Annotated in this window: 8 protein-coding genes; 7 read left to right on the forward strand and 1 reads right to left on the reverse strand. The window is 70.8% G+C overall.

Features of this window, described 5'->3' with window-relative positions; all coding sequences use genetic code 11:
* The first annotated feature begins 34 nt into the window (after positions 1-34).
* The 5 genes from OO52_RS26585 (at position 35) to OO52_RS26605 (ending at position 9000) form a co-directional block, all read left to right on the forward strand.
* On the forward strand, positions 35-1369 hold the full coding sequence (locus tag OO52_RS26585; RefSeq protein WP_234339786.1) for an extracellular solute-binding protein: 1335 nt from the start codon (positions 35-37) through the stop codon (positions 1367-1369).
* A 7-nt stretch (positions 1370-1376) separates the two neighbouring features.
* The gene (locus OO52_RS26590) at positions 1377-2324 is read left to right on the forward strand and encodes a carbohydrate ABC transporter permease (protein ID WP_030646620.1); all 948 of its coding nucleotides are present in this window, start codon (positions 1377-1379) and stop codon (positions 2322-2324) included.
* Positions 2321-3178: a carbohydrate ABC transporter permease gene (locus OO52_RS26595; protein ID WP_030646622.1), complete on the forward strand. Its 858-nt coding sequence runs from the start codon at positions 2321-2323 to the stop codon at positions 3176-3178. Before OO52_RS26590 ends, OO52_RS26595 begins: the two co-directional genes overlap by 4 nt.
* 35 nt (positions 3179-3213) lie before the next feature.
* Entirely contained in the window at positions 3214-5943 is a 2730-nt protein-coding gene (locus OO52_RS26600; RefSeq protein ID WP_030646623.1) for a glycoside hydrolase family 38 C-terminal domain-containing protein, read from the forward strand.
* A gap of 75 nt (positions 5944-6018) precedes the next feature.
* On the forward strand, positions 6019-9000 hold the full coding sequence (locus OO52_RS26605) for a glycoside hydrolase family 2 TIM barrel-domain containing protein (protein WP_030646625.1): 2982 nt from the start codon (positions 6019-6021) through the stop codon (positions 8998-9000).
* A 6-nt stretch (positions 9001-9006) separates the two neighbouring features.
* Here OO52_RS26605 and OO52_RS46170 read toward each other — a convergent pair whose 3' ends face one another.
* Complete coding sequence (locus OO52_RS46170) at positions 9007-11445, reverse strand: SpoIIE family protein phosphatase (protein WP_051818564.1); 2439 nt, start codon at positions 11443-11445, stop codon at positions 9007-9009.
* A gap of 761 nt (positions 11446-12206) precedes the next feature.
* Between OO52_RS46170 and OO52_RS26615 the strand changes: the two genes are divergently transcribed.
* Entirely contained in the window at positions 12207-13307 is a 1101-nt protein-coding gene (locus OO52_RS26615; RefSeq protein ID WP_324606073.1) for a PP2C family protein-serine/threonine phosphatase, read from the forward strand.
* An 83-nt stretch (positions 13308-13390) separates the two neighbouring features.
* Positions 13391-14944: an ATP-binding SpoIIE family protein phosphatase gene (locus OO52_RS26620; protein ID WP_234339787.1), complete on the forward strand. Its 1554-nt coding sequence runs from the start codon at positions 13391-13393 to the stop codon at positions 14942-14944.
* Positions 14945-15027 lie beyond the last annotated feature (83 nt).

Genomic DNA, 15027 nt, shown 5'->3' on the forward strand with positions numbered 1-15027 from the left:
CGCCAGTCGCTGGTCGTTCTCGGGAACGGAAAACATGAGCAGCACATTCATGCGCACCCGCCTCGCCACCGTCGCCGCGGCAGCCGGTGTCGCCGTACTCGCCGGATGCTCCTCGCCCGCTCCGTCGGGCGAGGAAACGGCAGCATCCTGCACGCCCTCCAAGGGCAAGGTCACCCTCCAGTACTGGAACACCGTTCCGGGCATGGACAAGGTCGTGGACCTGTGGAACCAGCGGCATCCGGACGTCCAGGTCGAGACGAAGAACATCTCCAACGACCAGTACGGCGCCATAGGAAACGCGCTGAAGGCGGGGAAGGCACCGGACCTGGCGCAGGTCGGCTACGACGAACTCCCCAATCTGCGCACCCAGAACGCCTTCGTGGACGCCTCGGCCTGCAAGGCGGCCACGGCGGCCAAGTCGAAGTTCGTTCCGTGGACCTGGTCCCAGACCAGCTTCGGCGGCACCGGTGTGTTCGCCATCCCGCAGGACACCGGCCCGATGGCCCTCTTCGTGCGCCGCGACCTCTTCGAGAAGTACCACGTCGCCGTCCCCACGACCTGGGACGAGTACGCGTCGGCGGCGCAGAAGCTGCACAAGGCGGACCCCGACCTCACCATCACGTTCTTCGATCCGAACAACGCCGAGTGGTTCAACGGGCTCCTCTGGCAGAACGACGCGAAGATGTACGGCTACTCCGACGACAAGTGGCAGGTCACCGTCGACTCCGACCGGAGCAGGCAGGTCGCGGCGTACTGGCAGAAGCTGATCTCCGGCAAGCTCGTGCGCACCGACCTCGCCAACGGTTCGACGCAGATGTACGCCGCGTACCAGAAGGACCGGATCGCCAGCTACGTCGGTGCCGCCTGGGGCTACAGCATGTTCCGCGACAACCTGCCCAAGCAGGCCGGCAAGTGGTCGGTCGTCCCGATGCCGACCTGGGGCACGAACGGCTCGTCCGGCGACTGGGGCGGGTCGACCGTCGCGTTCATGAAGGGCAGCAAGCACCTGTACGAGTCGGTGGAGTTCAACACCTGGCTGAACACCGATCCGGACGCGCTCGCGTTGGAGAACAAGCTGGGCGGCCTCTACCCGGCTGCCGGCGCCGGACTCCAGCTCCCCGCGCTGAAGAAGGGCGTTCCGTACTACGGGAACGAGAAGATCTTCGACGTCTTCGCCGACTCGTCCAAGAAGATCGACACCAGTTTCGCCTGGGGCCCCACACAGAAGACGGTGAACCTGGCGTTGCAGGACGCGATGGCCAAGGCGGCGGCCGGCGACGGCACGCTCACCGACGCGCTCGCGACCGCCCAGGAGGCCGCGCTGAAGTCGATGAAGGACCAGGCGATCCCGGTCACGGCGGGCAAGTGACCGCAGCATGACCGACACCGCGACCCGCACGACATCCGTGGTGGCGCCGCCCCGCGTCCGCCGCCGTCTCCACGGCGGCGGACCCCCGGCGGGCACCGTCGCCGCGTTCCTGACCCCCTTCTTCCTGCCGTTCCTGCTGTTCTACCTGGTGCCCGTCGGCTACGCGCTGTGGCAGAGCTTCCGGGTGGTGCGCCGCACCGGCGGGCAGTACGGGACCTCGTACACGGCCTTCGGTGGTTTCGAGCAGTACGCGCAGGTGCTGCGGAACACCGAGTTCTGGTCCAGCGTCGGCCGCATCGGGCTGTTCGGCGTCGTGCAGGTGCCGGTCATGCTGTTCGTCGCCCTGATCATCGCGCTGCTGCTGGACACTCCGCTGCTGAAGCTCAAGGCGTTCTTCCGCATCACCGCGTTCATGCCGTACGCCGTGCCCGGCGTCATCGCCGCGATCATGTGGTCGTACCTGTACTCGCCACAACTCAGCCCCGTCGTGGACCTGTTGAACGGCATCGGTCTCCAACCCGACTTCCTCGGCCCCGGAGCCGTACTGTGGTCGACCGCCAACGTCTCCACCTGGCTGTGGACCGGCTACAACATGCTGATCATGTTCTCGGCGCTGCAGTCGATCCCGCAGGAGCTCTACGAGGCCGCGAAGATCGACGGCGCGAGCAACTGGACGATCGCGTGGCGGGTCAAGGTCCCGATCATCGCTCCGTCGATCGTTCTGACCTCGGTGTTCTCGATCATCGGCACGCTGCAGCTGTACGCCGAGCCGGCCGTGCTGCGGCAGATCTCCTCGAACATCTCCAGCACGTTCACTCCCAACATGCTCGCGTACACGGTGGCCTCGGGGAACAACTACCAGCAGGCCGCGGCCATTTCCGTGGTCATCGCCGTCATCACCTTCGTGTTGAGCTTCGGGTTCATGCGACTGACCGCGAAGAGGGCCGGACTGTGAGCAACCCCTCCGTGATCCGTGAGAGCCGTGTCAGCCGTACGGCCGCCATGGCCCTGATGTTCCTCCTGGCCGTCTACTTCCTGCTGCCCGTCTACTTCCTCGTCGTCGCGGCGACGAAGCCGCAGGGTGACCTCGCCTCCACCAACGGGCTGGTGTTCTCGCACCTCAACCTGTTCGAGAACCTCCGTGTCCTGTTCACCCGCAGCGACGGCGTCTTCGGCCGCTGGGCTCTCAACACCGTCGTCTACGCGGTGCTGGGCGCGGCCGTGGGCACCCTGATCTCCGCGCTGTGCGGCTACGCCCTGGCCAAGTTCCGGTTCCGCGGCCGGGAGGTGCTGTTCTCCGTCGTCCTCGGCGGCGTCCTGGTACCCACCACCGCGCTCGCCCTGCCGCTGTTCCTGCTGTTCTCGGCGACCGGGCTCGTCAACACCTATCTCGCGGTCTTCCTGCCCAGCATCGTCAGCCCGTTCGGCGTGTACCTCGCGCGCGTCTTCGCGAACGCTTCCGTCCCGCAGGAGCTGATCGAGTCGGCGCGGCTGGACGGCGCGGGTGAGTTCCGCACGTTCTTCTCCGTGGCGTTCCGGCTGATGACGCCGGCCCTGGTGACCATCTTCCTGTTCCAGTTCGTGGCCATCTGGAACAACTTCTTCCTGCCGATGGTGATGCTGCAGAAGGAGTCCCTGTTCCCGATCACGCTCGGCCTGTACGAGTGGAACGGCCAGACCGCCCGCGCCCCGCTGCTGCAGCAGTCCGTGATCACCGGCTCGCTGGTGTCGATCGTGCCCGTGATCGTCGTGTTCGCCCTCCTCCAGCGGTTCTGGCGCACAGGGCTCGCCGCCGGGTCCCTCAAGTGACAACCGCCCGCAACGCACAGAAGGTGTCTGTCTCCATGCCCAAAGCCGCCGTGTTCGTGCCCCACTTCCACTGGGACCGCGAGTGGTACGAGCCCTTCCAGGTGTTCCGGCACCGGCTCGTCACCGCCCTCGACACCGTGCTGGAGACGGCAGAGGCGGACCCGGACTTCCGGTTCACCGTCGACGGCCAGATGGCCGCGATCGAGGACTACCTGGAGATGCGCCCGGAGAACCGTGATCGTCTCGCGGCCCTGGTCGCCGAGGGCCGGCTCGCCGTGGGGCCGTGGCTGATCCTGCTCGACGAGTTCCTCTGCTCCGGCGAGACCATCGTCCGCAACCTGCAGCTCGGGTGGGAGGTCGCGGAGGGCCTGGGGGGCGCGATGCCCATCGGCTACCTGCCGGACATGTTCGGCCACATCGCGCAGATGCCGCAGCTCCTGGCTCGTGCCGGCATCGAGCACGCGGCACTGTGGCGCGGGGTCCCCGGAACCGTCGACGGGCACGCGTTCCGCTGGCGCGCTCCCGACGGCTCCGAAGTGCGCACCGAGTTCCTCTTCGACGGCTACGACAACGGCCTCGACCTGCTGCTGGTGCCGGACCGGATCGGCGGCGCGCTCGGGGAGTACGCGGAGACGACGGCCCCGCGGTGGGGCGACGACCCGGTGCTGGCGATGGCCGGCACGGACCACGCCGCGCCCGACCCGCGGCTCGCGTCCTGGCTGCGGCGCGCGTCCGGCCCGGACCGCGCCATCACCATCGCCACACTCGACGAGTACGTCCGCGCACACGTCCGCGACGAGGTGACCACGGTCGTCACCGGTGAACTGCGCAGTCATGTGCGCGGCAACATCCTGCCGGGCGTGCTGTCCGTCCGGCTCGGGCTCAAGCAGCGGATGGCCGTGGCGGAGCGCACCGTCGACCATGCCGAGCGGATGAACGCGCTGTGGTCGGGGCGGGACGACTCACCGTTCCTCTCGCTCGCCTGGCACAAGATCGTCGAGTCGACCGCGCACGACTCGGTGGTCGGCTCCGGTACGGACGAGACCTGCGCCCAGGTCGAAGCACGGCTCGCCGAAGCGGCGCAGATCGCGCGCGCCGTGCGGGACTCGGCCCTCGCCGAGCCCGCCGCCCTGGTGCCGAGCGACGGCCACCTGGTCGCCAATCCGCTGCCGTTCCCCCGCGAGGCGTTGGTCGAGGTGGAGGTCGCGGCCCCGCCCGAGGGAGCCACCCTGGTCTCCACCACCGCGGACGGCCGCGAACACCCCGTGCAACTGATCTCCGAGGCGCCGACCGTGCTCAGCGACGAGCGCGTGGACGCCTCGCAACTCGAACGCGTGCTGCGCCGGATCCATCGCCGGGAACTCTTCGGCCGGCTGATCGACCGCTACGAACTCACCCCGGGCTCGCTCGTCTTCCACCTCGCCGAGGTGCCGGCCAGTGGACCGTTCGATCTGCTCGTCCTGCGCCGCGACGTCGCCGCCGCCGCTGCCGCGCATCCGGGTGAGTGGCGCGTGCTGACACTGGAGGAGGCCCGCGCCACCGCGCTGGTGCCCGTGCACGTCCCCGCCTGCGGGCTGACGAGCTTCCGGGTCACGCCGAGCGACCGGTCCGCCGCCCCGGCGACGACACCCGCTCCGGCGACGGCGACGGCCGGCACACTGTCGAACGGGCTGGTCGAGGCCGAAGTCACCGAAGACGGCACCCTCAAGGTGACCGGCGCCGACGGGACCGTGCTGAACGGGGTCGGCCGGCTCGTCGACGGCGGTGACCGCGGCGACAGCTACAACTACGCTCCTCCGGCCCGGGACGTGCTCGTGTCGGAGCCGACGGAGATCGGCGTCGAGCTCCTCGAAAGCGGTCCGCTGCGTGCCAGACTGCGTGTCATCCGCGTCTACGAGTGGCCCACGGCGCTCTCCTCCGACCGTGATCTGCGCGGCGGCCGGACCGTGCCGACGCCGGTCGAGACGCTGGTGGAAGTACGCGCCGGTGAGCCGTTCGTCCGTGTCTCCACCTCGTTCCTGAACCAGTCCGCCGACCACCGGCTGCGCTTCCACGTGCCGTTGCCCGAGCCCGTGGACAAGTCGGCCTCCGCCGGGCAGTTCGCCGTCACCGAGCGCGGGCTCAGTGCCGAAGGCGGCTGGGGCGAGTACCCGATCCCGACCTTCCCCGCGAGTGCCTTCGTGTCGGCCGGCGCCGCCCACGTCCTGCTCGCCCACTCCAGTGAGTACGAACTCGTCGACGGCGGCTCCGAACTCGCCCTCACCCTGCTGCGTGCCGTCGGCTCGATCAGCGTCAACATCCATCCTCTCCGTGACGAGCCCGCGGCGAGCGAGATCCCCGCACCAGGTGCGCAGGACCTGGGCATGCGCATCGAGAACCGGTTCGCGGTGCTGCCCTCGGCGGCCGGCTGGGCGGGTTCGGGCGCGGTCGATCGCGCCGAGGAGTTCCGCAACGACGTCCTCGTCACCCGCGGGACCGCCCCCGCCGGGGGTCACCTGCCCCCGGACGCGACCGGTCTACGGGTCGACGGCACGAACGTCCTCGTCTCGACCGTTCGCCGGGTCACCGACGCCGGCGGCGGAGCCGGTACCGAGATCCGCCTCACGGCGATGAGCGACACCGGGTCACACGTCCGCGTCACCGGCCCGTTCACGGAAGCCACCACGGTCGACCTGCTGGGCAGGCCGCTGTCCGGGACGCCGGTGCGGGACGGGCTCGGACTCGACCTCGACCCGTGGGAGATCCGCACCGTCAGGGTGCGCTGACCGGCGGTCGACGCACGCGCTCGACCGCCTCCTCGCCCACTCGCACACTCGTACCCGAGAGAGAGTTGTGACCTCTTGTCCTCCAGACTTGCCGCCCATGTCTCGGACCTCGCACCCGGACGTGGGGCACTGCGTCCCGCCCGGTCGTGGCTGCACTCCGACGCCCCGTCCCGCTCGCTGAACGGGCCCTGGCGGTTCCGTCTGTCGCCCACGGCGTCGGAGGCCGAGGACTTCGCGGCCGAGGACTTCGACGACCACGGCTGGGACAGCATCCCGGTCCCCTCCCACTGGGTGCTCCAGGGCGACGGGGCCTACGGCCGGCCCCTCTACACGAACATCCGGTTCCCCTTCCCCCTCGACCCGCCCCACGTACCGGACGAGAACCCCACCGGCGACTACCGGCGGCACTTCGACCTACCCGCCGACTGGTCGGACGCCGAACGCGTCCTGCTGCGGTTCGACGGGGTCGAGTCGCTCTTCAGGGTGTGGGTGAACGGCGTGGAGATCGGCAGCGCCAGCGGCAGCCGGCTCGCCCACGAGTTCGACGTCACCTCGGCGGTGCGCCCGGGCGACAACGTCGTCGCCGTGCGGGTGCACCAGTGGTCGGCGGCCAGTTACCTGGAGGACCAGGACCAGTGGTGGCTGCCGGGCATCTTCCGGGACGTCACCGTGATCGCGCGGCCGGCCGGAGGCATCGAGGACGTGTGGTTGCGCACCGGGTACGACGACGGGTGCGGACGCGTCGACCCCGAGGTCACGGCCGAGGCGGCGGCCTTCCCGGTCACCTTGCGCATCCCCGAACTCGGCGTCGAGCAGGTCTGGGCGACGCCAGCCGACGTGGCCCCCCTCGACGTCGCGGGAGTGGAGCCCTGGTCGGCGGAACAGCCCCGCCTCTACGACGTCACCGTGTCGACGGCCGCCGAGAGCATCGCCCTGCGCGTGGGGTTCCGCACGGTCGCCATCAGCGGTGACCGGTTCCTGGTCAACGGCCGCCGTGTCGTGTTCCACGGGATGAACCGCCACGAGGCGCATCCCGAGCGCGGGCGCGTCTTCGACGAGGAGCACGCGCGCGAGGACCTGGCCCGGATGAAGCGGTTCAACGTGAACGCCATCCGCACCAGTCACTACCCGCCGCATCCGCGGCTGCTCGACCTCGCCGACGAGCTCGGATTCTGGGTCGTTCTCGAATGCGACCTGGAGACGCACGGCTTCGAGGACGCCGACTGGGCCGGCAATCCCGGCGACGACCCGGCGTGGCGCGAGGCGCTCCTCGACCGCATCCAGCGCACCGTCGAACGGGACAAGAACCATCCCAGCATCGTGATCTGGTCGCTCGGCAACGAAGCGGGGACGGGAAGCAACCTCGCCGCCATGTCGGCGTGGGTCCACGCCCGCGACACCGGACGCCCCGTGCACTACGAAGGTGACCACACCGGCGAGTACACCGACGTCTACTCGCGCATGTACGCATCGGTGCCGGAGATCGAGCGGATCGGCGCCGACGGGGCCCGCTCGCCGCTGGCGCACTGCGCTCCGGCGCAGAGCGCGCGCCAGCGCGCCAAGCCGTTCCTGCTGTGCGAGTACGCGCACGCGATGGGCAACGGGCCGGGCGGACTCGATCAGTACGAGGCGCTGGTGCACGCGTACCCGCGCGTGCACGGCGGTTTCGTCTGGGAGTGGCGTGACCACGGCATTCTGACCAGCGCCCCGGACGGGACGCCGTACTACGCCTACGGCGGCGACTTCGGAGAGGTGGTGCACGACGGCAACTTCGTGATGGACGGCATGCTGCTGAGCGACGACGTGCCGACGCCCGGCCTCCATGAGTTCAAGGCGGTCGTCCAGCCGATCCGCTTCGACTTCGGCGGCGACGGCGACGGCGTCACGATCACGAACCTGCGGCACTCCGCCGACACCTCCGATCTCCGCTTCCGCTGGCGGGTCGAACACGACGGGCTGCCCGTGCAGGGCGGTGACCTGCGGGTTCCCGTCGTCAGGGCGGGCGATTCGGAGTGGGTGCCGCTGCCACCGATCCGGGTGTCGCCGGACGCCGAGACCTGGCTCACGGTCGAAGCGGTGCTGGCGGCCGGAACGGCCTGGGCGCCCGAGGGGCACGTGATCGCTACGGCCCAGCGGGACGCATCGGCACCTCGTGCCGTTCCGGCCGCCCGGCCCCGGACCGACTGGCAGCCGGGAGACGGCACGCTGACGCTGGGCATCGCCGAGTTCGTCGGCGGATCCCTCGTACGGCTCGCCGGCCGCGCCGTGACGGGCCCGCGGCTGGAACTGTTCCGGGCTCCGACCGACAACGACGAAAGCGCGTCCGAGCAGGTCGAGGACAGCGACGCCATCGCGGGGGTGTCCAACGCCGACCTGTGGCGCCGCGACGGTCTCGACCGGCTGGTGACGCGACGCGTGTGCGTGGAGCAGGCCGCGCGGTCCCTGCGCACGGTCGACAAGGTCGCCGCGGCGGGCTCCGCCTCGTCGGTGACGGTGGAGTCCGTGTGGTCCCTCGGGGACGACGGGCTGGAACTGCTCGTGGAGATCGAGCCGTCGAGGGGCTGGCGGACGGTGTGGCCACGGATCGGGATCCGGTTCGATCTTCCCGACGGCACGGCTCCGGTCGACGGCGCCGAGTGGTTCGGTCTCGGCCCCCACGAGTCGTACCCGGACAGTCTGCGCGCGGCGCGCACAGGTCGCTTCGCCGCCGGCGTCCGCGACCTCTCGGTCGACTACGCGCGCCCCCAGGAGACCGGGCACCGCTCGGGACTGCGCCGGCTGACGCTGCTGAGCGGCGGCACCGAGGTGCTGCACGTCGAGGCGGTCCCGGACCGGTTCGGCCGTCGTCCGGGCTTCACCCTCAGCCGCCACACCCCCCGGCAGACCGCCCGAGCCAGGCACCCGTTCGAGCTTCCCGGGTCGACGACGAGCCATCTGATCATCGATGCGGCCCAGCACGGACTCGGCTCGCGGTCCTGTGGACCGGATGTGCGGCCCGAGTTCGCGCTTCGCCCTGAGGCCCGCACGATCAGGCTGCGCATCGCGGCGAGCGGCTGAACGGCGTCACCCCTGCGGCTCGGGCAGGCCGAGCAGGAGCAGCGTCACGTCGTCGTCGTGCGTGGCCGTGTCCGGGATGAGGGTGCCGACCAGATGGGCCGCGGTCGCGTCCAGGGTCCCCGGGTCCGCGGGCGCGCTCTTCAACGCGCCGTCGAGGGTGTGGGCGAGGACATCGATCTGCACCTCGATGTCGGTGCCGGGCCTCTCGACCAGCCCGTCGGTGTAGAGCGCGACGGTGCTGCCCGGGGGCAGCGGCTGGGTCGTCTCCTCGAACGGCACCGCGGTGCCTGACAGCTCGTTCACGCCCAGCGGCACACCGACCGGTGCCGGCAGCAGGTGGGCGGGCCCGTCGGGAGGCCGGGCGATGACCGGCATGTGTCCGGCCGAGCACAGGGTGACCTCGTGGGCTTCCTGGTCGATCACCAGGTAGACGCAGGTGACGAGCTGGTCCGCCAGGTCGCTGACGAACGCGTCCAGGCCGGTCATGAGCCGGCTGGGCGTTGTGCCCGTGCGGGCCAGCGCGTGCGAGGCGGCGCGCAGCTGGCCCATGACGGCCGCCGCCTCCAGGCCCCGGCCCATCACGTCGCCGATCACGATGCCGGTGCGGTGCGCGTCCAGGGGGATGATGTCGAACCAGTCGCCGCCCACCCCGGGGTCCTGGACGGACGCCAGGTAGCGATGGGCGCTGGCCAGGTACGGCAGCCGGGGCGGCTCGCCCATGAGACTGTGTTGCAGGGTGTAGGCGATGCGCCGCTGCTGCTCGTAGCGTCCGGCGCGTTCCGCCTCGGTCTGCCGGCGCTCGGTGATGTCCCGTACGGCCATGAACATCACGGCCTCCTCCTCGGCCTGGAGGGTGCTGACGCTGACCTCGACGGGGAACTCGTCCCCGTCGCGGTGCAACCCGTACAGGTCCCGGTCCAGGACGATCGGCTGCGGATCGCGCCGTCGCAGGTAGGCGTCCAGCAGCGCGCTGTGTCGCCGGCGCCGCGCGTCGGGCACGAGGTCGGCGACCTTGGTGCCGACGAGGTCGTCCGGCCTGTGGCCGAAGAGCCGCTTCACCTGTGCGTTGGCCATCACGATGGTGCCGTCGCCGTCGGTGATCAGGGTGGCGTCGGGTGCGGATTCCAGCAGCGCGCGGAAGCGCTGGTGGGACCGCTGGACCTCACGCTGGGCCGCGACGCGTTCGGTGACGTCGATGACCACACCGCAGACGGCGTAGGGCCTGTCGGCCGGATCGGTGAGCGGGAACATCGTGGTGAGGACGTCCCGGGGGCCTATCGGCAGGAGCAGCCGCTCTTCCCGCTGTACGGCGGTGCCGCGCGCCGGCGTGTCGAAGTCGTAGGAGCCGACATGACGGACCAGGTCGATCGGCAGCACGTCTTCGGCGCGCCGGCCCACGACCTGTTCGTACGGCAGGCAGGTGTTCTCCTCGAACCTCGAGTTCACCGCCAGGAAACGGCCGTCCAGGTCCGTGATGAACACGGCGGCGGGCGTGTGGTCCATGAACGCCTGGAGCAGTTCGTTCTGCCGCACCTGCCATTCCGCCCGGGCGTGTGCGAGCTCGACTCGGCGGCCCACGGGCAAGGTGACGAAGACGACCACGGTGAAGACGGTCACGTGCCCCCACACCAGCAGCGCCGTGCCCAGCCGCTCCCCGTACAGCCCCGCGTCCTGACCGGCCAGGACGGCCCAGCCCAGCAGCAGCGGAACGACCAGGTTGGTGGCGACGAGTCGGCGCCCCAGAGGGCTCATCATGCCCGCGTTCATCAGCAGTCCCGCAGGGCCTTCGTCCGGCCGGGCCAGGAACGCGGCGATGCCCAGCAGCACCAGGGCCAGCGCGGTGGGCAGGGCCATGTAGGCGCCGAAGCTTTCCATCTCGGGCGCGTCGTAGGCCAACCCGTACAGGCGCAGCAGGCCCAGGCCGAGGACGGAGAGGCCCGTGATCTGGCTCGCCCAGGCGGGCACTCGGCGGATGCTCAGGCCCAGGGATGCCGCGCCTCCGATCGTCAGCGCCGCGGCGACGCTCGGCGCCATCCGTCCGGGAGCCCCGGTCACCAGTCGCACGCTGTGGCCTCTGAAGAGAAGCTGATCGATGCCGAGGCCGGTCCCGGTGACGTATTCCAGCAGGGTGAGCCCGCCGATCAGGGCGGCCAGGCCCGCGGCCGCGCGAGCCACGGCGGTCGTCCGCCGGGTCATGGGCCCACGGGCCGCCAGGAAGAGCGAGAGGCCCACCGCGAGGAGGGCCACGGCGGTGTTCGGCTTCATGACCGGGGAGCCACCGGGCAGGGCGGTCTTCAGCACATCGATGCCGAAGATCCAGCCGGACAGGCCGACCGCACCGAGCAGGGCGCACAGCAGGGACGCGCCCTGGGCCACCGCGCGGGCGACGGCAAGGACGGACTCGTGGAACGGCAGGCCTTCGACCTGCTGCCTTCGGCTGGCCAAATCATCACCTTTATGGACAGATGACTTAAGTGGCACGAAGCTACTTCAAATTTCACCAATGCGTACAGTCTTGTCATGGAGGGGCCGGGGTGCTATGAGCGAGGCGGGGCGCGCCCACGGTGTCTCGGCTGAACCCCGTCGACGTCCGCGGCGGCTCCGTGAGCGCCGGGGCGGGGGCCAGACACAAGGGCCGCGCGCACGCTGCGCGTTACGGCGACTCGATGACGTACGACGGCCACCCGGCCCGCGCCGCGGCCGAAGGTCCGGAGACTCACCGCCGCTCACCCAGGGCCCGTCGGCACCCTCGGGCTCCAGCCGGCACGGGGCGCCGTCGCCCGCCACGTGGGACACGACCGCCAGGACCTCTCGGGCGCTTGACTCCCGCCTCCGTGTGCCGCACATTTGAGTCCGCATAGCGGAAACCAATTCTCGCATTATGGCAAGAAAGCGCCAAGAATACGGTAAGGACGGTGGGTCCATGATCCACTTCCGCGTAGTCGGACCCCACTGGCGGAGCCCGTCGTGCACGGGTGGTGAGCGTCCGAGCGCCTCAGTCGCATCGCCGGGGAATCCCAGGCGCCCATGAGGTGCGCATTCTCACAGGACCCTCCATGAAGATTCCTTCCCACGGTGTCTCGGCACCGGGTGCGGAGGGCCGCGAGGGCCGTCTGCCGCGGGGACTCCGACACCGATGGGGAAGTCGCCTGCGGCTCGGTCTCACAGGTACCGGCAGATCCCTCGTCGACGGCGCCCGAGCGCAGGTGGCCCTTCCCCTCCTGCTCATCGCGGCGATCACTCTCGCGGCGTCCTTCGCCCCCCTGGCCGTTCACCTCTCGCCACTCCTCGTGGCCGCCCCCACCTTCACCGCGGCAGTCGCGAAGACCCGGTACACAGTCGCCATGGCCCTCGCCGCCAGTGCGGCGGTGGTTCTCGTCGACTGGCACGACGGGCTGGCGCGTTCGCCTCTGCTGCCCGTTCACATCGGCGCCCTGCTGGCCGTCTCCGCCTCGGTGATCGTCGCCCGCGCCCTGCACGATCGTGACCTCAGAGAACTCACGCAGGTGCGGGCCGTGTCCGAAGCGGCCCAGCGGGTCCTTTTGCGGCCCCTCCCCCGCAGACTGGGCTCCTTGCGCATCGCGTCGACGTACCGCGCGGCCACCGCGCACGCCCTGGTGGGCGGGGACCTGTACGCCGCAGCCCGCACCGGCCGCGCTACCCGCATCCTCATAGGCGACGTCCGCGGCAAGGGCCTGCCGGCCCTGGAGGACGCCTCCGCCCTGCTCGGCGCGTTCCGCGAGGCGACCCACCAACACGACACGCTCCCGGAGTTGGCGGCCGCTCTGGAGCGCAGCGTCCGCAGACACCTGGACGAGATGGCCGAGTGGGCGCCCGATGTCGCCGAGCGCTTCATCACGGCTCTGCTGGTCGAACTTCCCGACGCGGAGGAGACCGTCAGGATCGTCAGTTGCGGACACCCCCCGCCTCTGGTGAACCGACGAGGCCCCGTGACCTCCCTGTGTGTGACTCGACCCGCTCCGCCGCTCGGCCTGGCCGGAAGCACGGCGGAGGAATTTCCCCTCGCCACCTTCGCGTTCTCCCCAGGAGACACTTTGTTGCTCTACACCGACGGGCTCATCGAGGCCCGCGACGCGACCGGGAGTTTCTATCCCGTTCTCGAACGCGCCGCCGCCTGGGCGTGGCAGTGTCCGCACGGCCTCCTGCAGGAGATCAGCAAGGACCTGAAGAGTTATGCGGGCCGGCACCTGGACGACGACCTCGCCATGGTGGCCGTGCACTTCCCCGCCCGCTCCTGCCGCGTCACGGCGACCCTCGCAGGACCCGCACCGGAGGCGACCGCATGACCAGCGGCATGACCAGCGACGACGACCCCCCGCCCACTGTGTCCCCCCTGCACATGGCCGACCCTGAAGGGACCAAGACAAGGATGGCCACTGTACGACGCCTGCTGTGGCAGCCGGGCTCGCTGCTCGCCGTCTATCTGTGCGCGGTCTGCGCGGTTCAACTGGGCGCGTCCGCGGGGGGGCTGGTCCGCTGGTCCGCCTACTCGGTGCTGGCACCCCTGGTGGCCGCCGCGTTGCTTCCCGTCCGGGGGACCCTCACGTTCGGGCTGGCGACCCTGGTGGCCAGTGTGGCCGTCTACGGCTTCGCGATCCAGGGGGTCTCGGAAGGCGGCCGAACCGTCGTGATCGCCGCGGCCGTGCTGTCCCTCGTTCTCAGCCTCGTCGTCTGCCAGGCGCGCCTGCGTCCCCAGCGCCGGGCTACGGCCCCCGCGGAGCGGCCTGTGGAGCCCGCCGACGGCGCGCCCCGTGCCACGCCCCCGTCCTCGTCGACCGATCTGCCGCTGGATCTCCTGCCGCAGCCCGCGGCGGTGGAACTCGCCGGTCGCTGCACGGCTGCCGACGGCACAGCAGGCGCCCAGGCCTACTGGCTCGACGCCATACCGCTGCCGGGCGCCCGTGTCGCGCTCGTCGCCGGCTCCGTCGAGGACGGGGCCGCCACGCCCGCGATCGCCGCGGAACTGCGCGCCGCGGTACGCACGCTGGCACACATCGACCTGCAACCGGAGGAACTCCTCACCCGCCTGGAGCATGTGCTCACCCGGCTGCGTCCCGCCGAGGACGCGGACGGGAACCACGCGGGCACGTCCGAGGTCACCGTGAGTTGCCTGTACGCGGTCTACGACCCCGTCTCCGGCTGCTGCACCCTCGCCGGAGCCGGGTGTCCCGCGCCGACCGTCGTCAGCCCCGACGGCGTGGTCTCCACGGTCGAGCTTCCGATCAGCCCGCCGCTCGGACACGCACGGCCGCCCGTGGAGGCCACGGAGGTGATCCTCCGCGAAGGCAGTGTGCTGCTGCTGCGCGGACACACCCCTGGGACACCCGGGCCGGCGGCCGAGACCGACGGAACCGCCCTGCCCCTGGCGGATCTCGGGCCCCGGCCCAGCGTGAACGCCGTCTGCCAGGCCGCCCTCGACACACTGCTGTCCGACGGGCGTCACGCCCACGCCGGCGTGCTCGCCGCCCGCACCCACAGGCTCGGCAGCGACCATGTCGCTTCCTGGGAGCTCACGGCCGGCCTCGCCGCCGCCTCCGAAGCCCGTAAGCACGTCGCGGGGACGCTGGCCGCATGGGGGCTCGAGGAGGCCGTCGACACCACGGAACTCATCGTCAGCGAACTCGTCACCAATGCCGTCCGCCACGCCGGTCCTCCCGTGCGGTTGCGCCTGATCCGCCAAGGCACGGGACTGATCTGCGAAGTCTCCGACAACAGCTGCACCTCCCCGCATCTGCGGTGGGCCCGCACCTTCGACGAGGGCGGACGAGGACTCTTCATCGTCGCCCAGCTCACCCGGGGCTGGGGCACCCGCCACCACGCCGGCGGCAAGACCGTATGGGCGGAACAACACCTTGAAACGCCGGGGACGCCGGACGAAGCCCGTGCCGGCGGTCACGGCACCCCGGCGCACGCCCCCTCATGAGGTGGCCGTCCGGTTCTGCCCGGCCGTCCCCCAGCGGGTCGCCTCCCGCGCCGGAACCCGCCTGGCCGCCTGGCCACCGGACG

Origin of the sequence: Streptomyces flaveolus, assembly GCF_000716535.1 — a bacterium.
GTDB lineage: Bacteria > Actinomycetota > Actinomycetes > Streptomycetales > Streptomycetaceae > Streptomyces > Streptomyces flaveolus_A.

Coding starts and splice junctions, on each gene's coding strand:
- OO52_RS26590 (WP_030646620.1), top strand. CDS start 1,377: ATGACCGACACCGCGACCCGCACGACATCCGTGGTGGCGCCGCCCCGC.
- OO52_RS26585 (WP_234339786.1), top strand. CDS start 35: ATGAGCAGCACATTCATGCGCACCCGCCTCGCCACCGTCGCCGCGGCA.
- OO52_RS26620 (WP_234339787.1), top strand. CDS start 13,391: ATGGCCACTGTACGACGCCTGCTGTGGCAGCCGGGCTCGCTGCTCGCC.
- OO52_RS26600 (WP_030646623.1), top strand. CDS start 3,214: ATGCCCAAAGCCGCCGTGTTCGTGCCCCACTTCCACTGGGACCGCGAG.